Raw genomic sequence first — 25321 nt, 5'->3', positions numbered from 1 at the left:
CCTTACGGCAAAGCACGCGATATGGCCTTGATTGCTTTCAGGCCCGAACCGAACCGGGAAATCGCCTCTCTGTGGCGCTCGAGTTCGCCATAGGGAAGATAGGCAATCTCAAGATCTGCGATGCGGCTGAATGCTGGCCGCGCGAGCTGTGCCCGCACTTCGCTCTCCCGTGCATCAGGGGCCACAAGGAACAGTCCGGCTGTGGCGTGCAGTTCGCTCCCGCTCAAGGCAAGGTCGAGCATCCGGACGATGCCCGAATAAATCGACGTCGAATGCTCGACTTCGAAGGCGGCCGCGACTCGGTCCTCGCCTCGCTCGAGCCAAAGCACATCGATAAGGCGGATGGCATCAGCGCCCGTCGATGTTGAAATTGAAGCTGGCAGGCTCTCGAGACACCCGTCCCCCAAGCGCACGCTATCGTGAAGTCGCCCCCGATCGTTGGATGCTATCCAGACATCGTAGCCCAACGCACGGCCTATATCGCGAAGCCAGGCTTGGATTTCCGAATGGGTTCGATCGCTCTCGCCCTGTTTCTGAAGGGCCTTGTTAAGCGTTTGCGCTTCGGCCCTGGCCTGTTCGAGACGTGCCGCCCAAGATCTAACCGTCTGGTCTTCCTCGTCGCGCGGCGGCGCCGGGTAACGGCCCGAGCCAATATCGAACAGGAGGCCGCCAATGGCGCCGAGATCGTTCGACAGCAGATCGCGAAACCGTTCGTTAAGGTCCAGCACACCCGAGCGCATCGCGAGAAAATGCTGCCAGCTTCCGAGCTTCACCTTGCCACCGGTCAGCTTGTTATAGCCGTTGACGATCGCCGTGTTGAACGGCGGCACGAGGGTCGGATGCAGGAAATAGAGGAGATTGGCGACCGCAGGCCCGAGCCCTTTGATGTTCAAACGATCAATGGTGTGGATACCCGCGATAATCTCTTCAGCGGTATCGCAGCACGCACAATGATCGAGCAACCGGCCAAAAGCGCGCTGGTTCGCCGGGTTTTCGTAGATGTCAGGGATGCGCAATTTTGGCTTCCAGAGAAACGCATGATCCGCACCTTTGAATATCTGCCGTTGCTCGGCGACCGAATGAACGACCGTTTCAAGCGAAGATCCGCGATAGGTGACGCCGAAAGCCCCGGCTTCGATTTCAGCGACTACCTGGGCGAGACCCCGTCGGATCGAGCGGAAATTCTTGATGCGCTCGTCCCAAAGAAACCAGCTTTGATAGGTCGCGTTCGGGTCCTCCTTCCAACGCTGGATCAGTTGCCGCGCCAGCACTTCAAATTCCGCCAAGCCCCGTTCCCCCATTCACGCCGATCTTCTCCAACGCTAGCACTCCGTCCAATATACGAACAGTTTTTGCGCGGCCGCCCAGGACGAAAAGCGCCGGCCGTCATCTGATATCGTCCGGGATATGAATCAGCAGGTCACGGGTGTAGTCAATCAGAAGATCGCCAACGGTTGCCCCGTAAAGTGCGAGGAATAAGATGAACGCCAGGAGCTTGGGGACGAAGCTCACGGTCTGTTCGTTGATCGACGTCGCGGCCTGGATCATGGAGATAATGAGCCCGACCACCAGCATGATTATCAGCGGAGGTCCAGCGACGAGCATCATCACCCAAAGCGCTCGGCCCATCGAAACCGAAAACGGGCTGTAGGTCTCTATCTCTCCCCCGTCGATGATGGTGTCGTCGCCCGCTGACGTTGCGAGCTGTGGTTGTTGCGGGGCGAGCGACATGGAGCGCAATCGGTCATTCCAATCCGTCTTCCCCACATCCGCTCGCCCCCCCCCCCCACGCTGCGACCCGTGGGCATCTGGGCAGTCCATCCTGCTTGGCGATGGGCTTCATCTGAATTTACGCAGCGACGGAGCTTACCCCTCGCGACCCACCGCTTTTTTTGAAGAGCGCGCCCGCTTTCGAGGGAAGAAGCGGCGTGCCGCGTAATAGCAGTGACGGGCGAGGTCAGCGAAAGGCAGGCATGTACGACTGCGTAATCATCGGAGGCGGCCCCGCGGGGCTGACAGCAGCCACTTATCTCGCCCGGTTTCTGCGTTCTACGCTGGTCATCGATGCTGGCGATGGCCGCGCCTCGCGCATCCCGACGACACATAACCTCCTCGGTTTTCCAGACGGTATCTCTGGCGACAATCTGCTTGTCCGTATGCATCGACATGCCGCCCAGTACGGTGCCGAATTAGTCACTGGGGTCGTCGATCGCATCGACCGGGTCGGAACGGGCTTCGTCGTCGATACGAATGCCAAGACTTTCAGCGCACGGACAATATTGCTTGCGCAAGGCGTGAAAAATCATCGACCGCGAATGGCGCAGGAAACGCATGATCGAGGCGTCGCCCAAGGACTGATACGCTATTGCCCGATCTGCGACGGCTATGAGGTCCGCGGCAAGCGAGTGGCTGTGTTGGGTTGCTCCGACCATGGCGCAGCCGAGGCTCTGTTCGTTCGCCGCTACAGCGACACCGTGACCTTGCTCGCCCAAGACAGTTCGCAACTGTCGGTATCCGAGACGGCAAATCTCGCTCGAGGCGGTATTGCCGTCAAACGCGCTCCGGTTCGGGATCTGTCAATTGATGGAGAAATCCTGCTCGCAAATCTGACGGATGGCCAATTGCTCCATTTCGACACCCTTTATGTTGCCCTTGGAACCTCTCCTCGCTCGGAATTGGCGCGAACTGCTGGCGCAGAGCTGAGCCCGACAGATTGCGTCGTCGTCGATGAGCACCAGCAAACGACGGTCGCCGGCCTGTTTGCTGCCGGCGACATGGTTGAAGGGCTGGATCAAATTGCCGTGGCGGCAGGTCAGGCGGCTAAGGCCGCGACGGCCATCCACAATCTGTTGTCGAGCTAAGGCGGCAGCGCTGTGTGAGCCAAGCAAAAAAAATAGGTGGGTCGGGCTTGACCCTGACACGATGTCAGACCCCAGATTGCTATTAGTCGATAAGGAGACGAGCCTGTGACTGACCCTGTTCCTGCTAGCAATTCGGGCACCCACAGCTGCTGCGCCGGCAAGCACGGCGGCGACACGGACGCGAAGAGCGCCAAGGATCCGGTTTGCGGCATGAAGGTCGATCCGACAGCAACGCCTCATCATGCCTCGCATGATGGCAAGGACTATCATTTCTGTAGCGCAGGCTGTCGCACCAAGTTTGTCACCGACCCCAAGCGGTATCTGTCGGGCGAGGGCAACACGGCCGCGGTCGCAGCGCCGGGTGCGATCTGGACGTGCCCAATGCACCCGGAAATTCGTCGCGATGGTCCGGGCACCTGCCCGATCTGCGGCATGGCGCTCGAACCCGAAGAGCCGTCGCTTGATGATGCTCCCAATCCTGAGCTGGTCGACTTCACCCGGAGAACCTGGGTGGCTGCTGTTCTTGCCGTCCCGCTGCTGGCAATCTCGATGGTCGCGGAGATGCTCGGCATGGATTTCGTGCCGCCGGCATGGTCGTCCTGGGTGCAACTCGCGCTGACGGCGCCGATCGTCCTGTGGGCGGGCTGGCCATTCTTCCAGCGCGGTTGGACCTCGATCGCGACGTGGCACCTCAACATGTTCACGCTCGTGGCGATCGGCGTCGGCGCGGCGTTCGCCTACAGCGTGGTCGCCACGGTCGCGCCGGGTCTATTTCCGTCCTCCTTCCAGATGCACGGGATCGTGCCCGTTTATTACGAGGCGGCAGGGGTCGTGGTGACGCTGGTCCTGCTCGGACAGGTGCTCGAGCTGCGAGCGCGGGCTGCGACCGGTCGCGCGATCCGTGCGCTGATGGATCTTGCGCCGAAGACCGCTCGGCGGATCGATGCCGAGGGCAAAGAGGTGGAGGTCGATCTCGCCGAACTGATGGCCGGCGACCATGTCCGCGTGCGCCCTGGTGAGGCGGTGCCGGTCGATGGCGTTGTTATCGACGGGCGCTCGTCGGTCGACGAGTCCATGATAACGGGAGAACCTGCCCCCGTCCTCAAGGAGAAGGACGCAACTGTCACGGCCGGGACCGTCAATGGCACGGGAACGCTGGTGATCGAGGCGCGCGCGGTCGGCACAGATACGGTGCTCGCGCGGATCGTGAAGATGGTCGCGGAAGCCCAGCGCAGTCGCGCGCCGATCCAGGCGGTTGCTGACCGCGTATCGGGCTGGTTCGTGCCGCTCGTCGTCGCGATCGCGATCGCGACATTCATTGTATGGAATTTCGTCGGTCCTGAGCCGCGCTTTGGTCATGCCCTGCTCAATGCGATCGCCGTGCTCATCATCGCCTGTCCCTGTGCGCTCGGCCTGGCGACGCCAATGTCGATCATGGTAGGAACCGGCCGCGGCGCGCGCGCCGGTGTGCTCGTCAAGGATGCCGAAGCGCTGCAGATGATGGAGAAGGTCGACACGCTGGTGATCGATAAGACCGGCACGCTCACCGAAGGCCGCCCGGCCCTTACGACCATCGAGTTGGCTGAGGGGTATGAGCACAACATGGTGTTATCGGCCGCAGCCGCCGTAGAAGCTCTATCGGAACATCCGCTTGCCCAGGCCATCGTCGAAGCCGCGCGTAAAGCCGAGCTTCCGATTGCGAAAGCCGAGCAGTTTGAGTCCCAGACCGGGCTTGGTGTCAGTGGCAAGGTCGACGGGCGCGACGTGGTGGTCGGCAATGCCGAACAAATGCGTCGCGTTGGCGTGGATCCGTCATCCTTTGATAACGTAGCCGACACGCACCGCAGTGAAGGCGCGGGGGTGATGCTCGTAGCGATCGATGGCCACCTGGTCGGCCTCCTCGTGGTCGCAGATCCGATCAAACAATCGGCGGGCTCCGCGATCGCCGCCCTGCGCGAGGAAGGGCTGCGGATCGTGATGCTGACCGGCGACGCGAGAGCGACGGCCGATGCGGTGGCGCGGGCTATCGGCGGCATTGACGAAGTCCATGCCGGGCTGAAGCCCGAGGACAAGGCCCGCATCATTGGTGAACTCAAAGCAAATGGCGCAGTGGTCGCGATGGCTGGCGACGGAATCAACGACGCCCCGGCGCTGGCGGCGGCGGATGTCGGCGTCGCCATGGGCACCGGGACTGACGTCGCCATCGAGAGCGCTGGCATGACACTGACCAAGGGCGATCTCGCCGCGATGGTTCGTGCACGCCGGCTCGCGGTCGCCACCATGCGCAACATCCGGCAGAACCTGTTCTTCTCGTTCGTCTTCAATGGGGTCGGCGTACCGGTCGCTGCCGGTATCCTCTACCCCATCGCAGGCATCTTGCTGTCGCCGATGATCGCTGGCGCCGCGATGGCACTGTCGAGCTTCACGGTGGTGACCAATGCGCTAAGACTCAACCGGGCGAGGCTATGAAGATCGGCGAGGCATCGAGCGCCAGCGGCGTCTCGCAGCGCATGATTCGCCATTATGAGAAAATCGGCCTGATCGGTGCCGCGCCGCGCCGCCAGTCTGGCTATCGTGATTATTCCGATGCCGATCTCCATCGACTGCGGTTCATTGCCAATGCCCGCGACCTTGGTTTTCCGATCGAGGATATTCGCTCGCTGCTAAGCTTGTGGTCGGACGGTGCGCGTGAAAGCGCCGACGTAAAGCACATCGCATTGACCCGTGCCGCCGAATTGCATCGCAAGGCGCTTGGATTGGAGGCACTCAGAAGGTCGTTGCTGGACCTCGCCGAGCGTTGCAACGGGGACGAGAGGCCAGATTGTCCGATCATCGACGCACTACAAACTAAATGATCTGGGTGTAGCTTGCACACTGAGAGGTCTTCGAAACGAATAGGAAGCTGCCGCAACTAGGATGCCGGGCGATGCCAGCGAGCGGTGTCGCGACACGACATGTGGGCGCTACGTCAGGTGAGCTTCGCCATGAGCCGCCCCGCCGCCCCCTGCTCAGCCGCAAGATTGCGATTGTAGGCAAGCGGCATGCGCGGCGACTTCCACCGCAGAGCGTCCATGATCCCAGCGAGATCCTCGCCGCTGGCGAAAAGGTCTTGGTTGAGCCCAATCCGCGTGGAGTGCGCGCTTATTCCCTTCAGTAGCCGAGTTAGATCCTCGGCCGTGAGATCGGGGAGTGCGCCGAGATCGAATGCCCGCTGAATGATCGACCGGAAGATCGGCCCGATTGACCCTGGATGCAACGCAGCCGTGCCGACATCGTATTCGACGCGCGCCTTCACTGCGGGCTTGGAAAGCGTCTTGCGCAGATCCCAGCCCTCGCGTCCGGAGATGCTGTCGATCGGCCTGCCGCGCACCGCCGCACGGGCCTTGTACCGTCGCACTTGCACTCGCCGGAACAGATGCCCCGCCGTGATATCGGCGGCTTCGGTCCAGGCCGTGATTGCCGCGACCGTGCGAGGGCTGAGATAGGCGGTCGCCCCCTCCCCGTCCTGATCGCCCTTGCTGCGGAGGATCTGTAGCAGCCGCGCCTCGGGGTCGATCGCCCCTTCAATATGTTCGACCGCGACCGCAACCAGTTCCGAAGCCCGCAGACCGGTATCGTAAGCGGTTGATAGCAGCGCCCGATCGCGCAGGCCCGGCAGATCGTCCGCGCAGCTCTCGAGCAGCGCGCGGATGTTAAGCCCGCGCGCCTTGTCGCGCTCGACGTCGCGGACTGGCCCCTTGAACCGCAGCGGCCGCGCCTGTTTCTGCGCGGCACCCTTCTCGCGGCGCACCGCCTGCAGCCGCAGCTTGACCAATGGCGCTGGCGTTGGATCCTTCAGATCGAGCAACTGGTGGATCTTGGCGATTGACGCCTTGTAGCGCGCCAGCGACGCCGGCCGGCTACCAGTCTCTGCTCGCGCATCGAGATAATCGGCGACGGTCTCAGCCGTCGCCGGCAGCGCGAACCGATTGGTTCGCCGACACCAGGCGTCGAACGCTTCGATGTCGGATTTCAGCGCGCGGATGGTGTGAGGTGACGAGGCAGCCTGGAAGGCGTCGATCAGCGCCTTATTGACAGTGATCGTCCCCCCGGCCCCCATCTTCGTCACCTCCCAGACGAGATCGATCCCGGAGTTTGGCGGAGATGGCATCAGCGGTAACAGGGCGGGCAGCTCAGCCACCTCTAGAGCCTCGATTCCTTGACGATCTGCTCATGGGTGAAAGGCTCGATGCCATAGGCCGCCGCAAGGCCATTGAAGGCCTCCACCGCGACACGCTGGAGCTCGCCGGGGTCGACGGACGTCAGTGTCGCGTCATATTCGTAGGAATCCTCGACGGCCGCGTAACCCTCATCACCAAAGTCGAAGCGACCGCGCGGCCACCAGCTTCCGCGAAGATCGCTCACGCCCAGGCGCACATGGATCGGGAGCGAGCCTCCATGCGTAAGCGCGAGCGCGCAGTTGCGCTCCAGAAAGCCGAGCCACCGTTGGTAGAAATATCCGGTCGCGAGCGTCAGGCGATCACCCTCACGGTCGAAGAGAAAGCCGCCACCCACGCCCCAGAACTCGCCGGTCTGCTCGAACCACTGGGTCGCCGCGAGGGTCGGATAGACCCCCTCCTCCGCCGTCCCGGGCCAATAGACCACCGCGCCGCCTCGGCTGATGCCGTAGCTCAGCGTATTGGCGCGGGCGAGCAGCGCCGCATGTCCAGGGTGGTTGGCCAGAGCCTGTTTGGCGCCGGGGTTGGCAGCCCATTTTGAGGGGATCACCCGTGCATATCCCGGATATTTGTCCTTCCAGACAAATTTGGTGGTGCCGTGGGCCGGGTTTGTCACCAACTGCGGCTCGGATCGGTCGAACCAAAGGTTGGCGTCGCCGGCGAAATGCGGTTGCCAATGCACCGCCTCGGGAAGCGGTGCCGGCAACTGATCCATCGCCAGTCGAAGATACTCGGCCATACGCTTTGCGAGGTCTGCGCGCACGCGCCGCAGCTCCTCGCGATCGGCATCGACCGCCAGGTGGAAAGGAATAGGTCCGCGCCGCCCACGCATATCGAAAGGCAGCTTATCGACGGCAGCGCCTTCGAACGCCGTGTTCCAGACTTGCAGGATGCGGTTCTCACCAAGAGCGCGATGTGCATAGCCGAGTTCGATGAGCACGTTCGGATTAGCGCAGGTCTTCCCGCTCACCGAGACAGCGATCGGTGTGACATCGCCCACGAACACCGCGGCTTCGTCGATCTTGCGCAGAATCGTCGCAACAATATCAGGCGTGCCGGCGACGCCCTGTGTGTCCGAGGTGAGGCTCGGCCGATCGGCCTCGTCGAGATCGGCAGCCAGCATGCCGATCGCCTGATCGAGCGCCGATCGGATCACGTCGCGCGTTACGCGGGCGTCGAGATCGCTCTGCCATGACCAGAATACTGTCTTTTCCACGCGCTTGTCGCCCCTACCCGCCTCGGCGGCTTGTACCCTACATTAATAAGACGGGTCAAATGCGCTTATGTGATAACTGCAATTATCGCACGTGCTTATCTGGTCAGGAACGTAGAGGGAAACCAACTGCTGACTTTGGTTTCCCCAAGGGTTGCGGTAGAGTCTGGGTTGATGCCCTCCCCCTCCCCTTCCTGTGCCTCCAGCGAGCTGGCAATGCTCCTGCTCGGCCGACTAGATGGACGACTGCAGAACAGCCCATGGGCTGATATCTGGCTGGCCCGTGCGCGGTTGCAGGGCGCAGCCCAACTCGCCGGTCTCGCCGGCGTGCCCATCGACGTCCGGCATCTGCAGGACTGGATCTGCGGACGCACACCCCCTCCCCGCGCCTCTGAAGGGCTGAACGATCCCGTCTCTGTGGCGGCGGTGTTTCATCTCGCGATCGAGGCCAGCGTTGGCGACAACGGGCCGCTGGCGCGTGCGACGCTCAACGTCTTTCGTACTGTCCTGGATGATCGATCCGAAGCCGAAGTCTGGGCAGGCAGCGACCTGGCCTATTTCGGTCCCGCGTGGCGGCAGGCTCGCATCGAAGCACAAGCCCCCTACCCTTCTCCCTCGCTGCTCTCCGTCGCCGATCGGATGGCCGCCATGCTCAAGACGGTCGTCGTTGCCGAGCAGTCTGCGGTGGACGTGACGGCGATCGACGGTCGGACGCTCACACTCGAGCCGCCGGCGCGCGATCGCGCCTGGTTGGTGGCCAGCCATGTCCCGGCCATGCTCCATCATGCCGGACTTACCCTGGGCATCCTGCCGTCTCTCATTCTATTGCCGAAATTCCCGCCACCTGACGTAGGTGCGTTGACCAATGTCATTACACGATCGCTGCTCGTTGCCTGCCAATCCGGCCTGAAGGATCTCGACTGGATCGAGCGCCAGGGGTCAAAGGCATTGGCCGTGTCCGCAACGCGTCGAAGCCGGGCACCACTCCTTGCCCGGCTTGCGCTCGCCTATCCTGGGCTTCGTCCGTCTGCCGTGGCGCGGCTTCTTGACGTTACTCCACAGGGGGCCCGCAAGCTGGTGGCTAAACTCGGGTAAGGCAGCGCTACCGCCAATGCGTATCGAGCAGGGTCTTGATAGCAGCCTCCGCTTCGTCCCGTGATCCGCCGGCATGCGGGAGCAAAGTGATCCTAACCCCCTTGCGATCCTTGCCTTCGAACCGAAGCAACGGCTTTCCGTTCTGCGACGCCACGGTTTCGCTCGATCCTGACCTCTTGGGGGATCCTGACTTCTTGGGGGGATCAGCCGCCAGCGCCAGCGCACGAACAATATCCGGCACGGCGACCGGAGCGCCCTCCCCTCCCGATCGCGCCCCCAAGGCCGCCGCTTCGGCAAATACCCGCTGGCGACGATCATCCGGTTTCAGCAATGGCTTGATCGTTGTGACGTGCTTGATCCGCAAATCCTGTGGATTGGGAAAGGCGATCATCAATTCGGTCGGCAGACGCGCGAGGTCGAGATAGCGGCTTAACCAGCTTTCGGTGACATTGATCCGCTCGGCCATGACCTTCTGCCTACCCTCATAATAGGCTTCCAGCGCGCGGAGATAATCACGCGCGCGCTCGAGATCGCTGAGGTCTTCGCGCGCCCTGTTCTCAATGTCCGCTATGCGGAACGCTTCCTCGTCCGACAGTTCGCGAATATCCACGAGGAAGCGGAAGTCGGGATAGTTGTGGCTGCGCAGCCAGCTGATCGACCAATGGCGCCGCGCGCCGCAGATCACCTCGAAATCATAATCGGGTTCGCCCCGCACACGACGGACAATTGCGGGCATCTCCTGCCGCCCTTGCGCCTTCATGCTCTCGATAAGATCGGCGCACCGCTCTTCGTTGAGCAAGGCATATTCGCGGTTATGTCCAGCCCACATCCGGCAACGCGCGGGATCAACCAATTCATGGGTGCGGCTGACGACCGTCCCCGCCGCCAGCTCCGCCAATCGATTCTCCCGATTGGTCAGGACATTGGCGCCCAACCCAGGACGGCGCGGCGCGGGCGCACCGTCTTCGGGCGGATTGATTCCAGCGGCCAGCTCTGCGGCGAAACTCGCATTCTTTCTGCTCATGAAGCCGTTCCTTCACCCGGAATTGCACCGGTGCAATTTTCCCGTTTCACGCCAGACCTTCCTTGCGCAAACGGCTCAGATGACTGGGCCACATGGCCCGAATATCCAACTCGAGTTCGGCATTCACCCCATCGAGATAGGTAAGGCAGCGGTTACGGACGGCACTGCTCGTCACCGGACCGTCAAGCTCATAGACCGTCATCAAACGGGCGGTCGCATTGTCGATTTCGGCCGAGTCCTTCAGCGGGGTGCGCACCATCGCCTGACCAAACAGCGTCCGCATCAGATTGAGCAGCTCCTTCTGCATCGACTTATTCTCATCCACCTTGGACGCAACGAAGCGCAGGAATCTGAGGGTCGGCGCGAAACCGCGTTCGGCCAGCGTCTCGATGGTCTCATCAAGCATCGCCAGAAACGCCGCGGTCGAGGAAAAGTCCATGACGGTTGGGGGCACCGGCACGACGAGTGCGTTCGCGGCGCGTAACACCGACAATGAGATGGCGCCAAGGGCGGGGGGCGGATCGAGAACGATGACATCAAAGCGATCGGAGATGCTGGCGATACCCTCGGAGAGGCGATCGATAAGCCCCCCCTGCCCTCGCGCCATCCGAGCCGCGATCTCATATTCCGACTGGAACAGCCGCAAGTTTGCCGGGATCAGTTCGAGACCGTCGAAATGCGTTTTCCGCAGCGCATAATCGAGCGACGTCATCTCCTCCTCTCGAAGGAACGGGTAGAGGGTGTCCTCCTCGCTTAGGTCGAGATCAGGCACATAGCCGAACAACGTCGTCGCGGAGGCCTGACTGTCGCAGTCGATAAGGGCAACGCGGTAGCCCTGGATCGCAAGATATTGGGCAAGGTGGACCGACAAGGTCGATTTGCCGACGCCTCCCTTGAAGTTCTGGACGGCGACGACACAGCATGGATCGTCGGCCGCTCGCCAGGGCCGGGTTCCGAACAGGCCTCGCATATCGTTGAGTTGGGCAAGGGTGTAACCAACCCTGCGATTGTTCTCGGTTCGAGGTGGCGGTGGAAGACGCCCATCCTTTTCCGCATCGCGGATCGCAGCAGGCGTTCGCCCGACCAGATCAGCGGCCTTTCCGATCGGGAAGGTGGGCTCGCGGCGTTCATCCGCCCGCGCGCTGCGCGCTGAGTCGCGAAGGCGTTCCAGCACCGAGGAGGTGCGCTGGGCAAGCGTCGCCACCGAGAGAAGGTCATGGGTGTCGTCGATGTCTAGTGATGCTGCCACAGGGCGCCCCTTTGCGAAACTAGGGGCATAGTAGCGCTACTTGCGCTTTTTCGTCAAATAGAAGCGCTATTTCGAAAGTGGGCCACCGCTATGGACGACAATAGCGGCGAAAGCGGTGGCCAAACGCCCTATCAGGCGGCCATCCTGACTCGGTGGGGGCATGACGAAATTGCACCGGTGCAATTTCGGTTATGGACGCCCCCTTCGGGCAACGAAGCTCTCGCAAAAACCCGTCCACGAACTGGTCAACTTCGCGCCCTTGAGCTTCGCCAGACGGTCGCCCATCTGTTGGCGATAGGCGTCAGCGATGAGATCGATATCCCAGCCACCGCCATGCGACCGGGCGATGGTCGCCAGCCCTTCCGCATTGAACCGGATCGTTCCTTGCGGAAAGACTATCTCCGCACTCTTCTCCGGCGCGACCAGTGCGCTGATGGCGGCCTTCACGACCGATCCCACGTCCACCGTTTCAGCGACCGTCTCGACAGCGCCCTCCCGGCGCGCCTTGCGCCCCGTCGAGTGCCGCTCAATCTCATCGACGGTCGCGATCTGCGCCGGCGCATCCTTCGGCTCGAATCGAAACTCGATCTCGGTTACCGTCCGGCCCTGTCGTATCTCCTTCCACTCCACACGGAAGTGGGCCAGCTGATCGATCTCGGCCTTCGCCTTCTCGAGCACCTTGCGGCGGAGCTGCGCGAAATCCTTATACACGTCCGGCGATATGCCCAGCGCTGCGCGCAGCGCCGCCATATCGCCCTTCCAGGTCGACTGGCGACGATGGAGCCGCAGCGATCCGATCTCATAAAGCTTGAGGGCATAGCTCGATCGAAAGCCGAGCACCGCCTGTCGATTAAGGACGGCATAGCTCTCGGACTCCTGAATGAGCTTGCGCGCATCAGGCGTAAACTCCCATTCAATCCACCCCGCATCCGCACCGTCTGTATCTTCAGCCTCTTCGCGGGACGACGAGATCAGGGAAAAGCGCAGCGTAGCTTTCTTGCCGCGCCAGGATCGGTCGTCGATCGCGAAGAGGGTGCGGTGAAGTTCCTCCAGCATGTCGGAGATACGTTCGTTACCCTTATGACCGCGGCGAATATCGGCCTTGCGCATACGATGCGGCCGGTCCTGCCAAGCATCGCCCCCTGCGGTCAGGATCATCAAAGCAAGCAACCGGGACGCCGTCAGGCTGAGCGATTGGCCTTTCACGAACTTGATCTCAACGATGCTGCCGGGTTTGGCGAATTCCTCGCCACCCTTCGCCTGCAAGGCCGCTGCAACGCGCATGGCACGGCCCGGCGCCGAATCGGCTTGCGCCTCTTGCGCTGCATCGGCGCTTAGATTTTCCGAATGTTCCATGTCATATAAGCCGAGCGCATATTGGGCAGATTCGGCTAATTGCTGCCTGACCTGTCCTCGCTCGTCAAGTCAGGGCAGGCTGAAACGCCCTTTCCCGCCCCCATCCGGTCAGGTTGAAATCGTATAGCGCTTCCGCAAAAGCCGTGAGATTCCGCCGAGTCGCAATGCGATTCGGGTTCTGCCCGTTTTCGGCTCGCGCACGCGCGATAAACACGACAGAATGCCGCCATTCCAGAGCGCGGGACCGCCAAATGCCATCGCCCCCAATCGGTCAGGATAGCCCCAATAGGTCAGCTATCTTCCCCCGACCGGTCAGGATGACGCCCCCGCCGGGTCAGGCAAAATCCCCCGCGCGGTCAGGACAAACGCGACAGACCATTGAAATTGCAGACCTTTTCGGCACTGAATCTGAATCACTTAGAATCATGAATCCTTCCGCTGCAAGCAGCGGCGTTGTTTTAAAATGATTCTAAAAGACCAAGCAGGCGATTCGCTGAGCCTCTACGGTCAGACAGCGTAACCGATCCCCCTAGCTGGAGGGATACCTCCACACCGGTGTTCCACGATAGCATCACGGTCCCGATCCTCGGCGAACCGATCGTAGCTGCATCGCCGCTCGTCGCCGCTGGGCAGACGCAGTGAGGAGGTCGCATGATCAATTTTGCCAAATTCGAGATCATCGGACGGATCGGTGAAATCGATGCCAAGCCCAAGGTCACCAACATCTCGGTATGCGCGAACTATCGCCGCCGCGGAGAAGGCGATCAGTGGATAGAGGATAGCTATTGGAACCGAGTTGTCATTTTCAGCGACGGCCAGCGCAAATATATCGATGAGAAGGCCCAGGTTGGCGATCTCGTGCGGATTGCCGGACGGCTCCGTGACACCTCCTACGAGCGCGACGGCACCACCCACTACACGACCGACCGGATCGTCGAAGAGTTCGGTGTGCTCGCGGCAAAGGCGGCATAGATCGCAAGAGGCAGCGCCGACAGGCAAGAGGAGAGGGGGCATGCGCGGAGCGACCTTGGATTTCGATAGGAGTTTCGCCCATGCCCGCCACCATCGATGCAGTAGTCCGCGCCAAACAAATCGTCGAGAGCTTGGGTGGACGCTGGTCAGGATCGCGCGGAGAGTGCCGCTGCCCCGCCCATGACGATCACTCGCCAAGCCTTTCGGTCCGTCTGGGCACCAAGGCGATCCTTTTCAAATGTTTCGCGGGATGCAAATCGACCGATATCCTCAAAGCTCTGGATCGTCAGGGCTTGCACGATCGGGTGCCGGTTCACGTCGAATCACGCGCGCCGGCGCGCGATCTGAGCGGCTTGGCCAGGTCATTGTGGCAGCACAGTATCCCCATCGCCGGCACACCGGCTGAAGCCTATCTTCATGCCCGGGGCCTTTACGCGCCAACGTCCGACCTTCGCTTCAACCCAGAGACGATCATAGGGAAGGGGAAGGATCGGCGCTCCCTTCCCGCAATGATCGCCGCGGTGAGAAACGAGCTGGGTCTGGTCGCGGTTCACCGGACCTTCCTCGATCCCACAGACATTTTGCGGCGCCCCTTCCGCAAACCCAAGCTGGCGCTAGGTCTACTCGGCTCGGGCAGCGTGCGCTTTGGTGAGCCGGATGACGTTCTGGGCATCGCCGAGGGGATCGAAGATGCCTTGTCCGCCATCGACTGGTTCCAATTGCCGGTCTGGGCCGTGCTTGGTGCCGAGCGCTACGCCCATGTCGGCATACCGTCGCATGTGAAGCGCGTCATCGTGTTCGGCCAGCGGAATAAAGCGGCGAAGATCTGCCTGAAGAGGGCAGGGGAGCACCTCAGCGCCAACGGACGAAGGGTCGAGGAATGGCTCCCATCCGAGCATGATGATTGGAACGATGCTCTGCGCGATCGGCTTGCCCGCAACGCCGTTCCTCGCACCGTGATCCATACGCACTTCCACTGAAGAGAGGAGAGGAGGCCTCCGGCTTGTTGATCCGGTGATGGGCACCGGACGATGCAATGGAGGCCTACAATGCGCACCTCAGCCGCTGCTTTCGAACTCGATTTCACCGAACCATCCATCATCGCGGCGAAGGCGATCTATGCCGTGCTGCACCAAGGCGATGGCCTGGGCCGGCCTGGCCTGCTCCGGACGATGGAAACCGCCTATGGTTCAACCGCAGCCGATGGGCATTGGTCACTCCGCAACGCCTATGATGTGTTGGAGCTGGCCCAGGTCTTGCACCTTGCCACGCTTGACCTGCCGCAAGGGCCGGCTGAGTGCCTTGCAGCCCTGACCGCGCTCACCGCATCCCTGCCGACGCACACCGTGCGCAGCGAAGAACAGATCGCGCTCCAGCAATTTTCGACACCGGCCGCGATTGGCTATCTTGCCGCGCTCGCCGCTCGCATCACCGCCGCGGATACCGTCCTGGAACCCTCCGCCGGCACCGGGCTCCTCGCGGTATTCGCCGCTCGCGTTGGCGCCAAGCTTGTCCTCAATGAGATCGATCCCGGGCGTTCCGCTATGCTCGAGGCAGCATTTCCCACCGCACCGGTCAGTCGCCACGATGGCGAACTCATCCACGATCTGCTGCCGCTGTCGATCCGCCCGACCGCCGTGCTCATCAACCCGCCCTTTTCCCGCAGCATGGGCAGACATGCGGATCCGCTTGCCGCGTTCCGTCATCTGCGCGCAGCTTTGAAGCGGCTTGGCGCCGGCGGGCGCTGCGCTGCTATCCTTCCCGATCGCGTGGACACATCGAGCCGCGCCTGGGCGAAGGCGACCGAGGGTTGCGCGATCACGCTCCACGTCGAACTGCCCGCGAATGCCTATGCCAAACATGGCACCAGCCAGATCGTGAAGCTGATCGTTCTGGAAAAAGGCTCGCGGGACGACGTCGCCCTCATCCGGTGCAGCTCGCTCGCCGAGGTGCTCGCGACGATCAGCACATCGGCCACCAGCCTTACGGCAACCCCGCGATGCTCGCCAGTGCGCCTTGCACCAACCCGTGCGCGCGGATCCCTGCTCGGCGGTCTTTCGAGCAGGCCCCGGCTTTCGGCTCCGATCGCTAAGGCCGCCCCGTCTCTCGGCGCGCTCGATATCAGTTACGATGTCTTTGCCGAACCCGTACCAACCGGCGAGGCGGTCGGTGTCTACTTGCCGTACCGGCCGAGCCGCATCGCCATTCCCTGTGCATCCGCGCATCCGACCGCTCTCGTGGAATCGATCGCCATGGGCTCGATTACGGCGCCGCGGCCCTCTTACGTTCCAAAGCTGCCGACCCGCGTCGTCGCAGACCGGGTGCTGTCCGACGCTCAGCTCGAAACGCTGATCTATGCCGGTGACGCCTTCGAGCGAGACATTTCTGGCCTGTTCAAGGCGGCCGAGGAAGGATTGTCGCTCGCGCCCGACCAGGACGGCCGACCTTACCGGACCGGATTCTTCCTTGGCGACGGCACGGGTGCCGGCAAGGGCCGTCAGGTTGCAGCCATCATCCTCGACCAGTGGCTGCGCGGGCGTCGCAAGCATATCTGGATATCCAAGACCGAGACGCTGCTTGAGGATGCACGTCGCGACTGGACCGCGGTCGGCGGTCTCGCGCTCGACATCCAGCATCTCAATCAGTGGAAACTCGGCACGCCGATCGGCGCGGCCGAGGGCGTGCTATTCCTCACCTATGCGACGCTGCGCTCCAACCGCGGCGACAAGGGCACCCGTCTTCAGCAGATTCTCGACTGGGTCGGTGACGATTTCGACGGCATGATGGTGTTCGACGAGGCGCACGAAATGGCGGGTGTCGCCGGCGGCGAAGGCCGTTTCGGCACCAAGGACGGCTCCGATCAAGGCATCGCCGGCGTGCGCCTGCAAAATCTGCTGCCTCGCGCCCGCGTCCTTTACGTGTCCGCAACCGGCGCGTCGGATGTCAACAATCTTGCTTATGCCACCCGGCTTGGCCTGTGGGGTCCGACCACCGCCTTCGCCGATCGCCGAGCCTTCGTCGACAGTTTGCGTCGTGGCGGGATCGCGGCAATGGAATTGATCGCCCGCGACCTGAAGATGCAGGGCCTCTATGTCGCCAGGGCGCTCAGTTTCGCCGGCGTCGAATATGACATCCTCGAACATCGCCTTACGCCCGACCAGGTCGAGGTCTATGATGCCTATGCCGACGCGTGGGCGATTATCCACGCCAATTTGCGCACCGCGCTCGATGCCACCCGGGTGACGGACAGCTTTTCCAACGACACCTACAACAGCGGCGCCAAGGCCGCTGCACTGTCGATCTTCGAATCCACCAAGCAGCGTTTCTTCGGCCAGATCCTGATCGGCATGAAGCTGCCGTCGCTGATCCCGGCGATCCGTGCCGATCTGGCCCGGGGCGAGAGCGTCGTGATCCAGCTGGTCTCGACGTCCGAGGCGATGCTCAACCGGGCACTTGCCGCGCTGAATGCCGAGGATCGTGCGAATCTGGACATCGAGCTTTCACCCAAAGAGTTCGTCATGTCCTATCTCACGGCGGCCTTTCCCGTCCGACAGATGAAGACCTTCGTCGATGACACCGGCAAGACCCGCTCCGAGCCGATGTCCGACGAGGAGGGCCGTCCCATCTTCAGCCAGGAAGCGATCGAGATGCGCGACAATCTCGTCGAGCGGTTCTGCTCCCTGCCGATCGTGGGGTCCGCCCTTGATCATATCATCGGGCATTTCGGAAGCGACGCGGTCGCCGAGGTTACGGGACGCAGTCGGCGTATCGTCGTCGACGCGCACGGTCGCCAGCGTATCGAGAGCCGTTCGCCGCGAACAAACCTTGCCGAGACCGACGCCTTCATGCGGAACGAGAAGAAGATCCTGATCTTCTCGGATGCAGGCGGCACTGGGCGCAGCTATCACGCCAGCCTCACCGCCGAGAACCAGTCGCGCCGCAACCATTATCTGCTCGAGCCCGGTTGGCGCGCTGACGCGGCCATCCAGGGGCTCGGCCGCACCCACCGCACGCATCAGGCAACCGCGCCGCTGTTCCGTCCGGTATCGACCGACTGCCGCGGCGAGCGGCGCTTCATCTCGACGATCGCCCGCCGCCTCGACAGCCTTGGCGCCCTGACACGGGGCCAGCGCCAGACGGGTGGCCAGGGTCTGTTCGACCCGCGGGACAATCTTGAAAGCGACTATGCCAAGGAATCCCTCGAAACATGGTTCCGCCTTTTGGCCGACGGCAAGCTACGCTCGACCACGCTCGACGAATTTCAGACCCTCACCGGACTTGAGCTGGAGGGCGAAGGCGGCGGGCTGAAGGAGGAACTGCCGCCCATTCAGCGCTGGCTCAATCGCATTCTCGCGCTGCGCATCACGCTGCAGAATGCGATCTTCGATGAATATCTCGGTCTGATCGAGGCCCGGATCGAGGCGGCGCGCGAAGCCGGCACGCTCGATCTTGGTGTCGAGAGCATCAATGCCGAACGCATCACGATCCTCGATCGCACGGTGATCCGGCGCGACGAGACGAGCGGCGCGGAAACCGAGATCCTGCGCCTCGAAACGGAGGAGCGCTACAAGCCGGTCCCGCTGGACCGCGCGTTGCGGATCCTGGGCGATGACGCGCGCCCGATCGTCAATCGCAAGTCCGGCAGGGCCGCGATCCGGTGCAGCACCTATTCGCTCACCGACGACGATGGCGAGATCGTTCGCCGCTACGAGCTGGTTCGGCCGACCCGTTCCGAGCGTATGCGGCAAGATTTGCTGCTCGAAACGATGTGGGAAGAGACCAGCGAGGAGGAATTTTCGGCGCTGTGGCAGGCCGAGGTAGAGGAGATGCGGGACAAGACCCGCACCAGCACGCTCTATTTGGTCGCGGGCCTGCTCCTGCCGGTCTGGGATCGTCTGCCCGACGATCATGTTCAGGTCTGGCGGCTGAACACCGATGACGGCCAGTCCTTCCTCGGTCGGATCGTCCCTGCACCGCTGGTGTCGAAGCTCGCGGACGCCTTCGGGATCAATGCCGCCATCACCGTGTCGGGCGACGATACCGCAAAGCATGTGATGACGACCGGCGAGATATCATCCGTCGGAGCCTACCGGCTCAAGCGCAGCCTGGTCGCTGGCCAGCAGCGCCTCGAACTGCTCGATTGGCCGCACACGCGGCTTGCCGAACTCAAGGCGGCGGGCTGTTTCACCGACATCATCCAGCACAGAACGCGGATGTTCGTCCCCGTCGCGCATGCCGCTGCCGTCATCGAGCGCATCACCGCCTGACGATCCAGGTCCTCTCTCCGCGCTCAGCGCAGGAGAGGGGAGGGAGCCTTCGGCTTTGTGGGCCTGATGAGCAGGCTCGCGTGACCGTCGAGGCGGCGCGCCAGTTCCAGATGGAGACGACCGATGATCCAGTCCGTGAAGGTCAAGAACCTCTCGCTGTCCAAGGACAATGTCCGCAAATCCAGCCGTGAGGCCGGTATCGACGCCCTCGCCGCCAGCATCGCAACGCAAGGCTTGTTGCAGAACCTCATCGTTACCCCGCTCAAGAAGGCGGGCCATTTCACCGTCAAGGCGGGCGGGCGCCGGCTGCGCGCACTCCAGAGCCTGATCGAACAGGGCACGTTGCCCGCCGACCATGTCGTGCCTGTCCTCGTCCTTACCGACGACGACAACTCGGTTGAGGCCAGCCTCACCGAGAACTTCCAGCGCGTTCCGATGAACCCGGCGGATGAAAGCACCGCGTTCAACTTCCTCATCCAGAAGGGGATGACCGCCGAGGACGTGGCCAAGCGACAGGGCGTCACCACCCGCTTCGTCGAGCAGCGGGTGCGGCTTGCCGAGCTCGCGCCGAGCGTGTTCCAGGCGCTCGCCGCCGGTGAAATCACCCTGGGTGTCGCCCAGGCCTATGCCGTGACGAGCGACATCGATCGTCAGGCGCGCGTCTTCGCACAGATGAGCACCTCCTATTACGGCGATCAGCCCGACAACATCCGGCGTGCGATCCTCAACGGCACGATCAAGGCGAACGATGCCAAGGCGCGGTTCATCGGTCGCGATGCCTATGTCGCGGCAGGCGGCCGCATCGAGGGTGATCTCTTTGCCGCCGAGGGGGACGAGAACTGGATCGACGTCGATCTTCTCGAAGATCTCGCCGGCAAAAAGCTGGAGACGGCCGCTGCTGAACTCGCGCAGGCCGAGGGCCTCGCGTTCGTGACGCCCATCGCGGCCACTCACGTTCCCTATGATCTCGAGCGTCAGCTTCATGAATTTCACGCGGCCGCGCGGCCGCTCAGCGAGGAGGAAAGCGCGCGTGTCGAAGCGCTTTCGGCCGAAAATGACCAACTCGTCGAGCGGCTTGAGTGTGAACTGACCGACGGGACGCCGGAAGCTGAAGCGGCGAACGATCGCCTCGACGAGATCGAACGGGAGCTTGAGGGCATCGAGGATTCCCGTCGCGAGATCGATCCGGCGGTCCGGGCGCAGATCGGGACGTTCGTCTATATCGGTGGCGATGGCGAAGCCCGCGTTCACACCCGCATGTTCAGTGAGAAGCCCGTTGTCGATCCGAATGCTCCGCCCAAGGCGACGGGCGGTGCCAATGGTGAAGACGGCGCCGACGACATCGATCACGGACCCAAGCTCAGCGCTACGCTGATTGACGAACTGGCGACCCAGCGCCGGCAGATCCTCGTCGCCCATATCGCCAGCGATCCGGCGATGGCGCTGGACCTCACCATCTTCCTGATGGCGCAGAATGTCGTCTTCGAGCAGAACTACGTCCGCACCCACTCGACGCTCAAGTCCGGCGGCGCGCAATTCCCTATCTTCGGCTTCCGCGACGAGGGGTCGATGGCGTCGCAGACCATCGAGGATCAGCGCCAGCGTCTCGATACGAGCTGGGCCGGTCACAAGACCATGACCGAGCGTTTCGAAGCCTTTCGTGCGCTCGACGACGAGGCCCGCGGCAGTTGGGTGGCCTTCTCGATCGCCCGTACGCTGGAACCGAGCCTGAACATTGCCGAGGGCGGACGGTCCAACGGGTTCCATGACCATCTTGGTCGCGCGCTCGACATTCAGGTCGAGCATTGGTGGCGCCCCACGGCCGAGAACTTCTTCGGCCGCGTCAAAAAGGAGGTCATGCTCGCCGCGCTCGAGGACATTGGCGGGCCGATCCTGCGCGGGCGCTACAAGGACGCCAAGAAGGGCGACCTTGCCGCAACCTGCGCCTCGCTCTGCAACGGGCAGGGGATCGTCGAGGCCGAAATCCGCGAAAAGGCGACGGCCTGGCTGCCTGATGCCATGCGCTTCGACGCCATCGAGCAGCCCGAGACCATCGCGCTGCGCTCGACGTTTATCGACGAGGCCGATGATGTCGATCCCGGCGATGATGGTGATGATGTCGATGATGAGTCGGATCTGGAGGACGCGCCGCACGACGATCAGGAGGATTTGAGCGAGGCGGCCTGACGCCCGTTTGCACGGTTCGAGGCGACTGGGGGCGGCACTCTTCGCGGAGTGTCGCCCCTCCTTTTGTGCCCCGGCGGCAGGCTCTCTGAGGGGAGGGTGCTGGTCCGGGATCGCCTCTACCAGATCAGGAGAATGACCGTGGCAAAGACCACCGATAAACCGTCGCCTGCCGACACCATCACCAACGCGATCATCGACAAACTCGAAGCGGGCGTACGCCCTTGGGTGAAACCATGGCGACCTGGCCTTGGCGGCCGTCCCCTTCGCGCGACCGGCGACCCGTATAAGGGCATCAATTGCTTCTGGCTGTGGCTCTGCGCCGAAGGCGCCGGCTACCATTCTCGCACCTGGATGACCTATAAGCAGGCGCAGGCGCTGGGCGGCCAGGTCCGCGAAGGCGAGCGGTCGCAAATCGCCATCTTCTACAAATCCTACAGCAAGACGGTGGAGTCGCCCGTCACCGGCGACTCCACGGACGAAATGCGACGCGTGCTGCGATCCTACGCCGTCTTCAATGCTGATCAGATCGAGGGGCTGCCGGAGAAGTTTTATCCATGCCCCCTCAGCGTGGTCGCCCCCGACGACGAGCTGCCGGCTCGCGCAGAGCGCTTCCTCGATGCCCTTCCGGCGAGGGTTCACCAGTGCGGCGATCGGGCCTTCTACGACCGTGTTGCCGACAGCATCACGATGCCGCCCGTCGCGTTGTTTTCCACCCGTGCCTATTTCGCTTCGACGTTAGCGCATGAGGCAGGGCATTGGACCGGCCATCCTGACCGGCTCAACCGAGAATTCGGCAGGAAATTCGGCGACAACGCCTATGCTTTCGAAGAGCTTTGCGCCGAGATGACATCCGCCCTGCTTGGCGCGGATCTTGGCCTCCCGACCGCCCATATCGACGATCATGCAGCGTATATCGGCTCGTGGCTCGCGGTGCTGCGCAAGGATCCCCGCGCCATCATGACGGCTGCGGCAAAAGCCGAAGCGGCCGCCGCCTTTCTGCTCCGCGCAACTGGCCTCGCCACGTCGGACGTCGCCCAGGAACAGATCCGTGAAGCAGCATGATCGCGGCGATCGTCCGCCCAGGCCCCGGCGGCTACCGCTGGTTCGCCGCAGCGTTCAGCCGCGTAAGGACAGGGGAGGGGAGGGAGCCTTCGGCTTTTTGAGCGCGCCAGAGCGCTCAGAAGGAGGCTCCCATGCTCTACGATACGCTCTACCGCCACAATCAAGCCCTTTCCCCCGCCGGTCTGGACCATCTGCCGGCGGCGCTCCACGCCCTCAACGCCGCCGTCGACGACTGTCAGCGTGCCGGCAAGCCTGTTGCCAGCGACGCGGCAATCCTTCTTCTCATCCGCCATCTGGCAGACGTTGCCGAACGCGATACGCCCAGCGTGAACGTCCTTCGCCTCCGTTGCGAAGCGGATCGCCGGGCGGTCGCCGCCGCGCCAGCGCTGCTCGACATCGCCGGGAAGAGCGTCGGCGGAAACGACCACGCCAAACGTACCTTCCACTATCAGGCGCGTCGCGCGCTTGCACGTCTCGCCACGGCCATCGGCCTCGACGCGGACGAGGCTCGTATCAACACCGTCATGGGTGCCGATCACGAAGACGGCACGACGGAGTTGCGCCACGCGGATCTCGCCGTTCGCGTGGTCCCGCGCGGCTTCCTCCCGGACAGCGAGGTATCTATCAGCCGCTGTCGCGACGGGCAGGAGGTTGGCAAGCCTCACCGCGGGCCGATCTCCGAGTTGCTCGACGTGGCCGCGCTCCAGCGCCGGCTTGCCGGCACGCCCGTGGATATCGGCGCTGTGCGCCTCGCGGCCGCCGCCTGAACCCCGCAATTGCAGGAGATCCCTCATGGGTTGGCTCTTCATGCGCGACATGGGTGGCTACGCCACTGCGCGCTCCTATCTCGACAACCAGTTCACCTATGCGCACGCGGATCATCGTCTCACGGTTCTCGCGTCTTCGATGGTCGGTTCGACCTATTACGCGGCCTGCGAACGGATCGAGGCGTCCGGCGCTCGGGCCGTCTTCGCCGTCGTGTGCCTGACCAGGCAAAGCACCGGCGCGCGCGACGGCTGCACGTTCGGCTACAAAGATATGACGGAAACGATGGGACCGTGCGAAAGCGACTGCCCCGCTGCAATTCTCGATGAATTGACCGAGACCGACAGCATCTACGCTTCCGAATGGCGCGCACGCTGTCGTGCCAATCTGGTTCGCCGCAAGCTCGAACGCGCGAAGCCGGCCCCGAAGCCGGGACAGACCATCGTCTTCGACGAGCCCCTTCGTTTCAATGACGGCGAAGATCGCGACCGCTTCACGGTCATTGCCAATCCGAAGGGCAAGGCACCGCTCTTTCGCGATCCCATAACAGGCGCCGTGTGCCGGATCGCAAAGTTCAAGACGCGCGCGTACCGACTTATCAACCCGACCATCGTCCCGAAGGACTCGGCCGATGGTTGAGCGCGCGCCAGTGATCGCGGCCTGGGGCGCGGGCGTCGATTCCACCGCCATGATCATCGAGCTCGTCGAACGAGGCGAGCCGATCGATATGGTGTTGTTCGCCGATACCGGATCCGAAAAGACCGATACCTATGCGTTCATTCCGGTCTTTCGTCGTTGGATGGACCGTCACGATGTCGCGTCCGAGATAGTCCGCTACGAACCGCGAAATTTCAAGCATTGGCCGCCCTATGATAGCTTGGGCACCAACATGCTGACCAACGCTACCCTGCCGTCCAAGGCATTTGGGCGGGGGTCGTGCTCGCTCAAATGGAAGGTGGCGCCGCAGGACAAATGGACGGCGCAATGGGCGCCCGCGATACGGTGCTGGGGAGAGGGCGGACGTGTCGTCAAACTGATCGGCTATGACTGTTCCAGTGCCGATCAGCGACGCTATGCGCATGCCGAGGGATATGCCGACCCTCGCTATGACTATCGGTATCCCCTTCGCGAACTGGGCTGGACCAGAGCGGATTGCGCTGCGCGTATTGAGCGCGCGGGCCTCCCTGTACCGCCCAAATCCTCATGTTTCTTCTGTCCCGCAATGCGGCCGCACGAGGTGGAGGCGCTCTCCAAGGATGAGCTTCGCACCATCGTTCTGATGGAGGCCCGCGCAAAACCGCGCTTGCGCACGATCGAGGGCCTTTGGCGCAAGCCCGTTGTCGGGCGCGGCGGGGCGACGCCGAGACCGGGCAATATCACCGCGTATATCCGTCAGCACGGCCTTCTCTCGGCGAGCGAGGTTGACCGGATCGTTGCGGATGCACCGCTCGCGCTGGTCGCGTTCCAGGCGGCGCAAGCGCGCAAACCCGTCGACCAGCGCATGTCGATGGCGCGCTGGCTCGACGCGTTTCACCGGGGTCAGTCCGCAGGCTGACCCCCTCACCAGCTACGGAGACTCTCATGGCCGATCGCGCTTCTGTCGCGATCCGCATCGGCGGATCGCTGTCCGCTGACCTCCTTCCCGGCTTCTGCGCTGCCGTCGCGAGTGACGGCGCCTTCACGGATTGGGAGGGCACCGCGTTCGATCCGGACGATCTCGATACGAGCGTTCCCCTGTACCTGGCCGACCATGAGGTTGCCTGGGGCCGGTTCGAGTCGATCGAGACTTTCTGTGTCGATCATGCCCTTGTCTTCGTGCGCTGGGCTGGCGGCGCTCCTGGGGCGTTCGGCCCGGAGCGGGTGGTCTTTGACGGCACGACCGTTCGGCGTTTCAGCGCCTCGGACGATGACGAGATCCTGATCTCGGCGGAAACGGTGCGCGGTCTCGGCAGCTACGCGGCGGTGCTGTCGCATCTCGCAGCGGCGGAATTGGAGATACCCCCGTTCCGAATCGACGGCAGAAGCTGAGGGCAAAGCGAAACCGGTCTGTGTC

General features: G+C 62.9%; 20 protein-coding genes. 13 read left to right on the top strand and 7 right to left on the bottom strand.

The window, feature by feature from the left end; all coding sequences use genetic code 11:
* Window positions 1-2: 2 nt before the first annotated feature.
* Entirely contained in the window at window positions 3-1301 is a 1299-nt protein-coding gene (locus tag ACODS2_RS21475; RefSeq protein ID WP_489000565.1) for a type II restriction endonuclease, read from the bottom strand.
* A gap of 85 nt (window positions 1302-1386) precedes the next feature.
* Window positions 1387-1731, bottom strand: a complete 345-nt coding sequence (locus ACODS2_RS21470) for a flagellar biosynthetic protein FliQ (RefSeq protein WP_489000564.1) — start codon at window positions 1729-1731, stop codon at window positions 1387-1389.
* Between the two features lie 242 nt (window positions 1732-1973).
* On the opposite strand from ACODS2_RS21470, the gene ACODS2_RS21465 reads away from it, so the two are divergent.
* From ACODS2_RS21465 to ACODS2_RS21455, 3 genes are all read left to right on the top strand, one after another.
* On the top strand, window positions 1974-2861 hold the full coding sequence (locus tag ACODS2_RS21465) for an NAD(P)/FAD-dependent oxidoreductase (RefSeq protein WP_489000563.1): 888 nt from the start codon (window positions 1974-1976) through the stop codon (window positions 2859-2861).
* A 210-nt stretch (window positions 2862-3071) separates the two neighbouring features.
* Window positions 3072-5330, top strand: coding sequence for a heavy metal translocating P-type ATPase (locus ACODS2_RS21460; protein ID WP_489000598.1), 2259 nt, complete (start codon window positions 3072-3074; stop codon window positions 5328-5330).
* On the top strand, window positions 5327-5716 hold the full coding sequence (locus ACODS2_RS21455; protein ID WP_179563624.1) for a MerR family transcriptional regulator: 390 nt from the start codon (window positions 5327-5329) through the stop codon (window positions 5714-5716). Before ACODS2_RS21460 ends, ACODS2_RS21455 begins: the two co-directional genes overlap by 4 nt.
* A 113-nt stretch (window positions 5717-5829) precedes the next feature.
* Here ACODS2_RS21455 and ACODS2_RS21450 read toward each other — a convergent pair whose 3' ends face one another.
* Complete coding sequence (locus tag ACODS2_RS21450) at window positions 5830-7011, bottom strand: site-specific integrase (protein WP_489000597.1); 1182 nt, start codon at window positions 7009-7011, stop codon at window positions 5830-5832.
* Window positions 7012-7043: 32 nt separating this feature from the next.
* Entirely contained in the window at window positions 7044-8294 is a 1251-nt protein-coding gene (locus ACODS2_RS21445; RefSeq protein ID WP_489000562.1) for a hypothetical protein, read from the bottom strand.
* A gap of 213 nt (window positions 8295-8507) precedes the next feature.
* Between ACODS2_RS21445 and ACODS2_RS21440 the strand changes: the two genes are divergently transcribed.
* On the top strand, window positions 8508-9386 hold the full coding sequence (locus tag ACODS2_RS21440) for a hypothetical protein (RefSeq protein WP_489000561.1): 879 nt from the start codon (window positions 8508-8510) through the stop codon (window positions 9384-9386).
* A 7-nt stretch (window positions 9387-9393) separates the two neighbouring features.
* Here ACODS2_RS21440 and ACODS2_RS21435 read toward each other — a convergent pair whose 3' ends face one another.
* From ACODS2_RS21435 to ACODS2_RS21425, 3 genes are all read right to left on the bottom strand, one after another.
* Window positions 9394-10410, bottom strand: a complete 1017-nt coding sequence (locus tag ACODS2_RS21435) for a ParB/RepB/Spo0J family partition protein (RefSeq protein WP_489000560.1) — start codon at window positions 10408-10410, stop codon at window positions 9394-9396.
* A gap of 46 nt (window positions 10411-10456) precedes the next feature.
* On the bottom strand, window positions 10457-11659 hold the full coding sequence (locus ACODS2_RS21430) for an AAA family ATPase (RefSeq protein WP_149523971.1): 1203 nt from the start codon (window positions 11657-11659) through the stop codon (window positions 10457-10459).
* Between the two features lie 189 nt (window positions 11660-11848).
* Window positions 11849-12943, bottom strand: a complete 1095-nt coding sequence (locus ACODS2_RS21425; RefSeq protein ID WP_489000596.1) for a replication initiation protein — start codon at window positions 12941-12943, stop codon at window positions 11849-11851.
* Window positions 12944-13666: 723 nt separating this feature from the next.
* Between ACODS2_RS21425 and ACODS2_RS21420 the strand changes: the two genes are divergently transcribed.
* The 9 genes from ACODS2_RS21420 to ACODS2_RS21380 all read left to right on the top strand — a co-directional run bounded on the left by ACODS2_RS21420 (window position 13667) and on the right by ACODS2_RS21380 (window position 25296).
* Complete coding sequence (locus ACODS2_RS21420; RefSeq protein WP_021243468.1) at window positions 13667-13987, top strand: single-stranded DNA-binding protein; 321 nt, start codon at window positions 13667-13669, stop codon at window positions 13985-13987.
* Between the two features lie 80 nt (window positions 13988-14067).
* Window positions 14068-14967 carry a DUF7146 domain-containing protein gene (locus ACODS2_RS21415; RefSeq protein ID WP_489000559.1) on the top strand — a complete coding sequence of 300 codons (900 nt, stop codon included), beginning with the start codon at window positions 14068-14070 and terminating at the stop codon, window positions 14965-14967.
* Between the two features lie 69 nt (window positions 14968-15036).
* Window positions 15037-19254 (top strand): strawberry notch-like NTP hydrolase domain-containing protein, encoded by a 4218-nt coding sequence (locus ACODS2_RS21410; RefSeq protein ID WP_489000558.1) that lies wholly within the window; start codon window positions 15037-15039, stop codon window positions 19252-19254.
* Window positions 19255-19377: 123 nt separating this feature from the next.
* The gene (locus tag ACODS2_RS21405) at window positions 19378-21441 is read left to right on the top strand and encodes a ParB/RepB/Spo0J family partition protein (RefSeq protein ID WP_489000557.1); all 2064 of its coding nucleotides are present in this window, start codon (window positions 19378-19380) and stop codon (window positions 21439-21441) included.
* Window positions 21442-21579: 138 nt separating this feature from the next.
* Window positions 21580-22503, top strand: coding sequence for an ArdC family protein (locus ACODS2_RS21400; protein WP_489000556.1), 924 nt, complete (start codon window positions 21580-21582; stop codon window positions 22501-22503).
* Between the two features lie 131 nt (window positions 22504-22634).
* A complete protein-coding gene (locus tag ACODS2_RS21395) occupies window positions 22635-23270 on the top strand; it encodes a hypothetical protein (protein WP_489000555.1) in 636 nt (211 codons plus the stop codon).
* 25 nt (window positions 23271-23295) lie between these two features.
* Window positions 23296-23907 carry a DUF6927 domain-containing protein gene (locus tag ACODS2_RS21390; RefSeq protein WP_489000554.1) on the top strand — a complete coding sequence of 204 codons (612 nt, stop codon included), beginning with the start codon at window positions 23296-23298 and terminating at the stop codon, window positions 23905-23907.
* Window positions 23900-24823, top strand: a complete 924-nt coding sequence (locus tag ACODS2_RS21385) for a hypothetical protein (protein WP_489000553.1) — start codon at window positions 23900-23902, stop codon at window positions 24821-24823. Before ACODS2_RS21390 ends, ACODS2_RS21385 begins: the two co-directional genes overlap by 8 nt.
* Before the next feature lie 26 nt (window positions 24824-24849).
* Window positions 24850-25296 carry a hypothetical protein gene (locus ACODS2_RS21380; RefSeq protein ID WP_489000552.1) on the top strand — a complete coding sequence of 149 codons (447 nt, stop codon included), beginning with the start codon at window positions 24850-24852 and terminating at the stop codon, window positions 25294-25296.
* The last annotated feature ends 25 nt before the right edge of the window (window positions 25297-25321 follow it).

Source organism: Novosphingobium sp. FG137, assembly GCF_057809735.1.
This window is presented reverse-complemented; position numbering and strand designations above follow the sequence as displayed.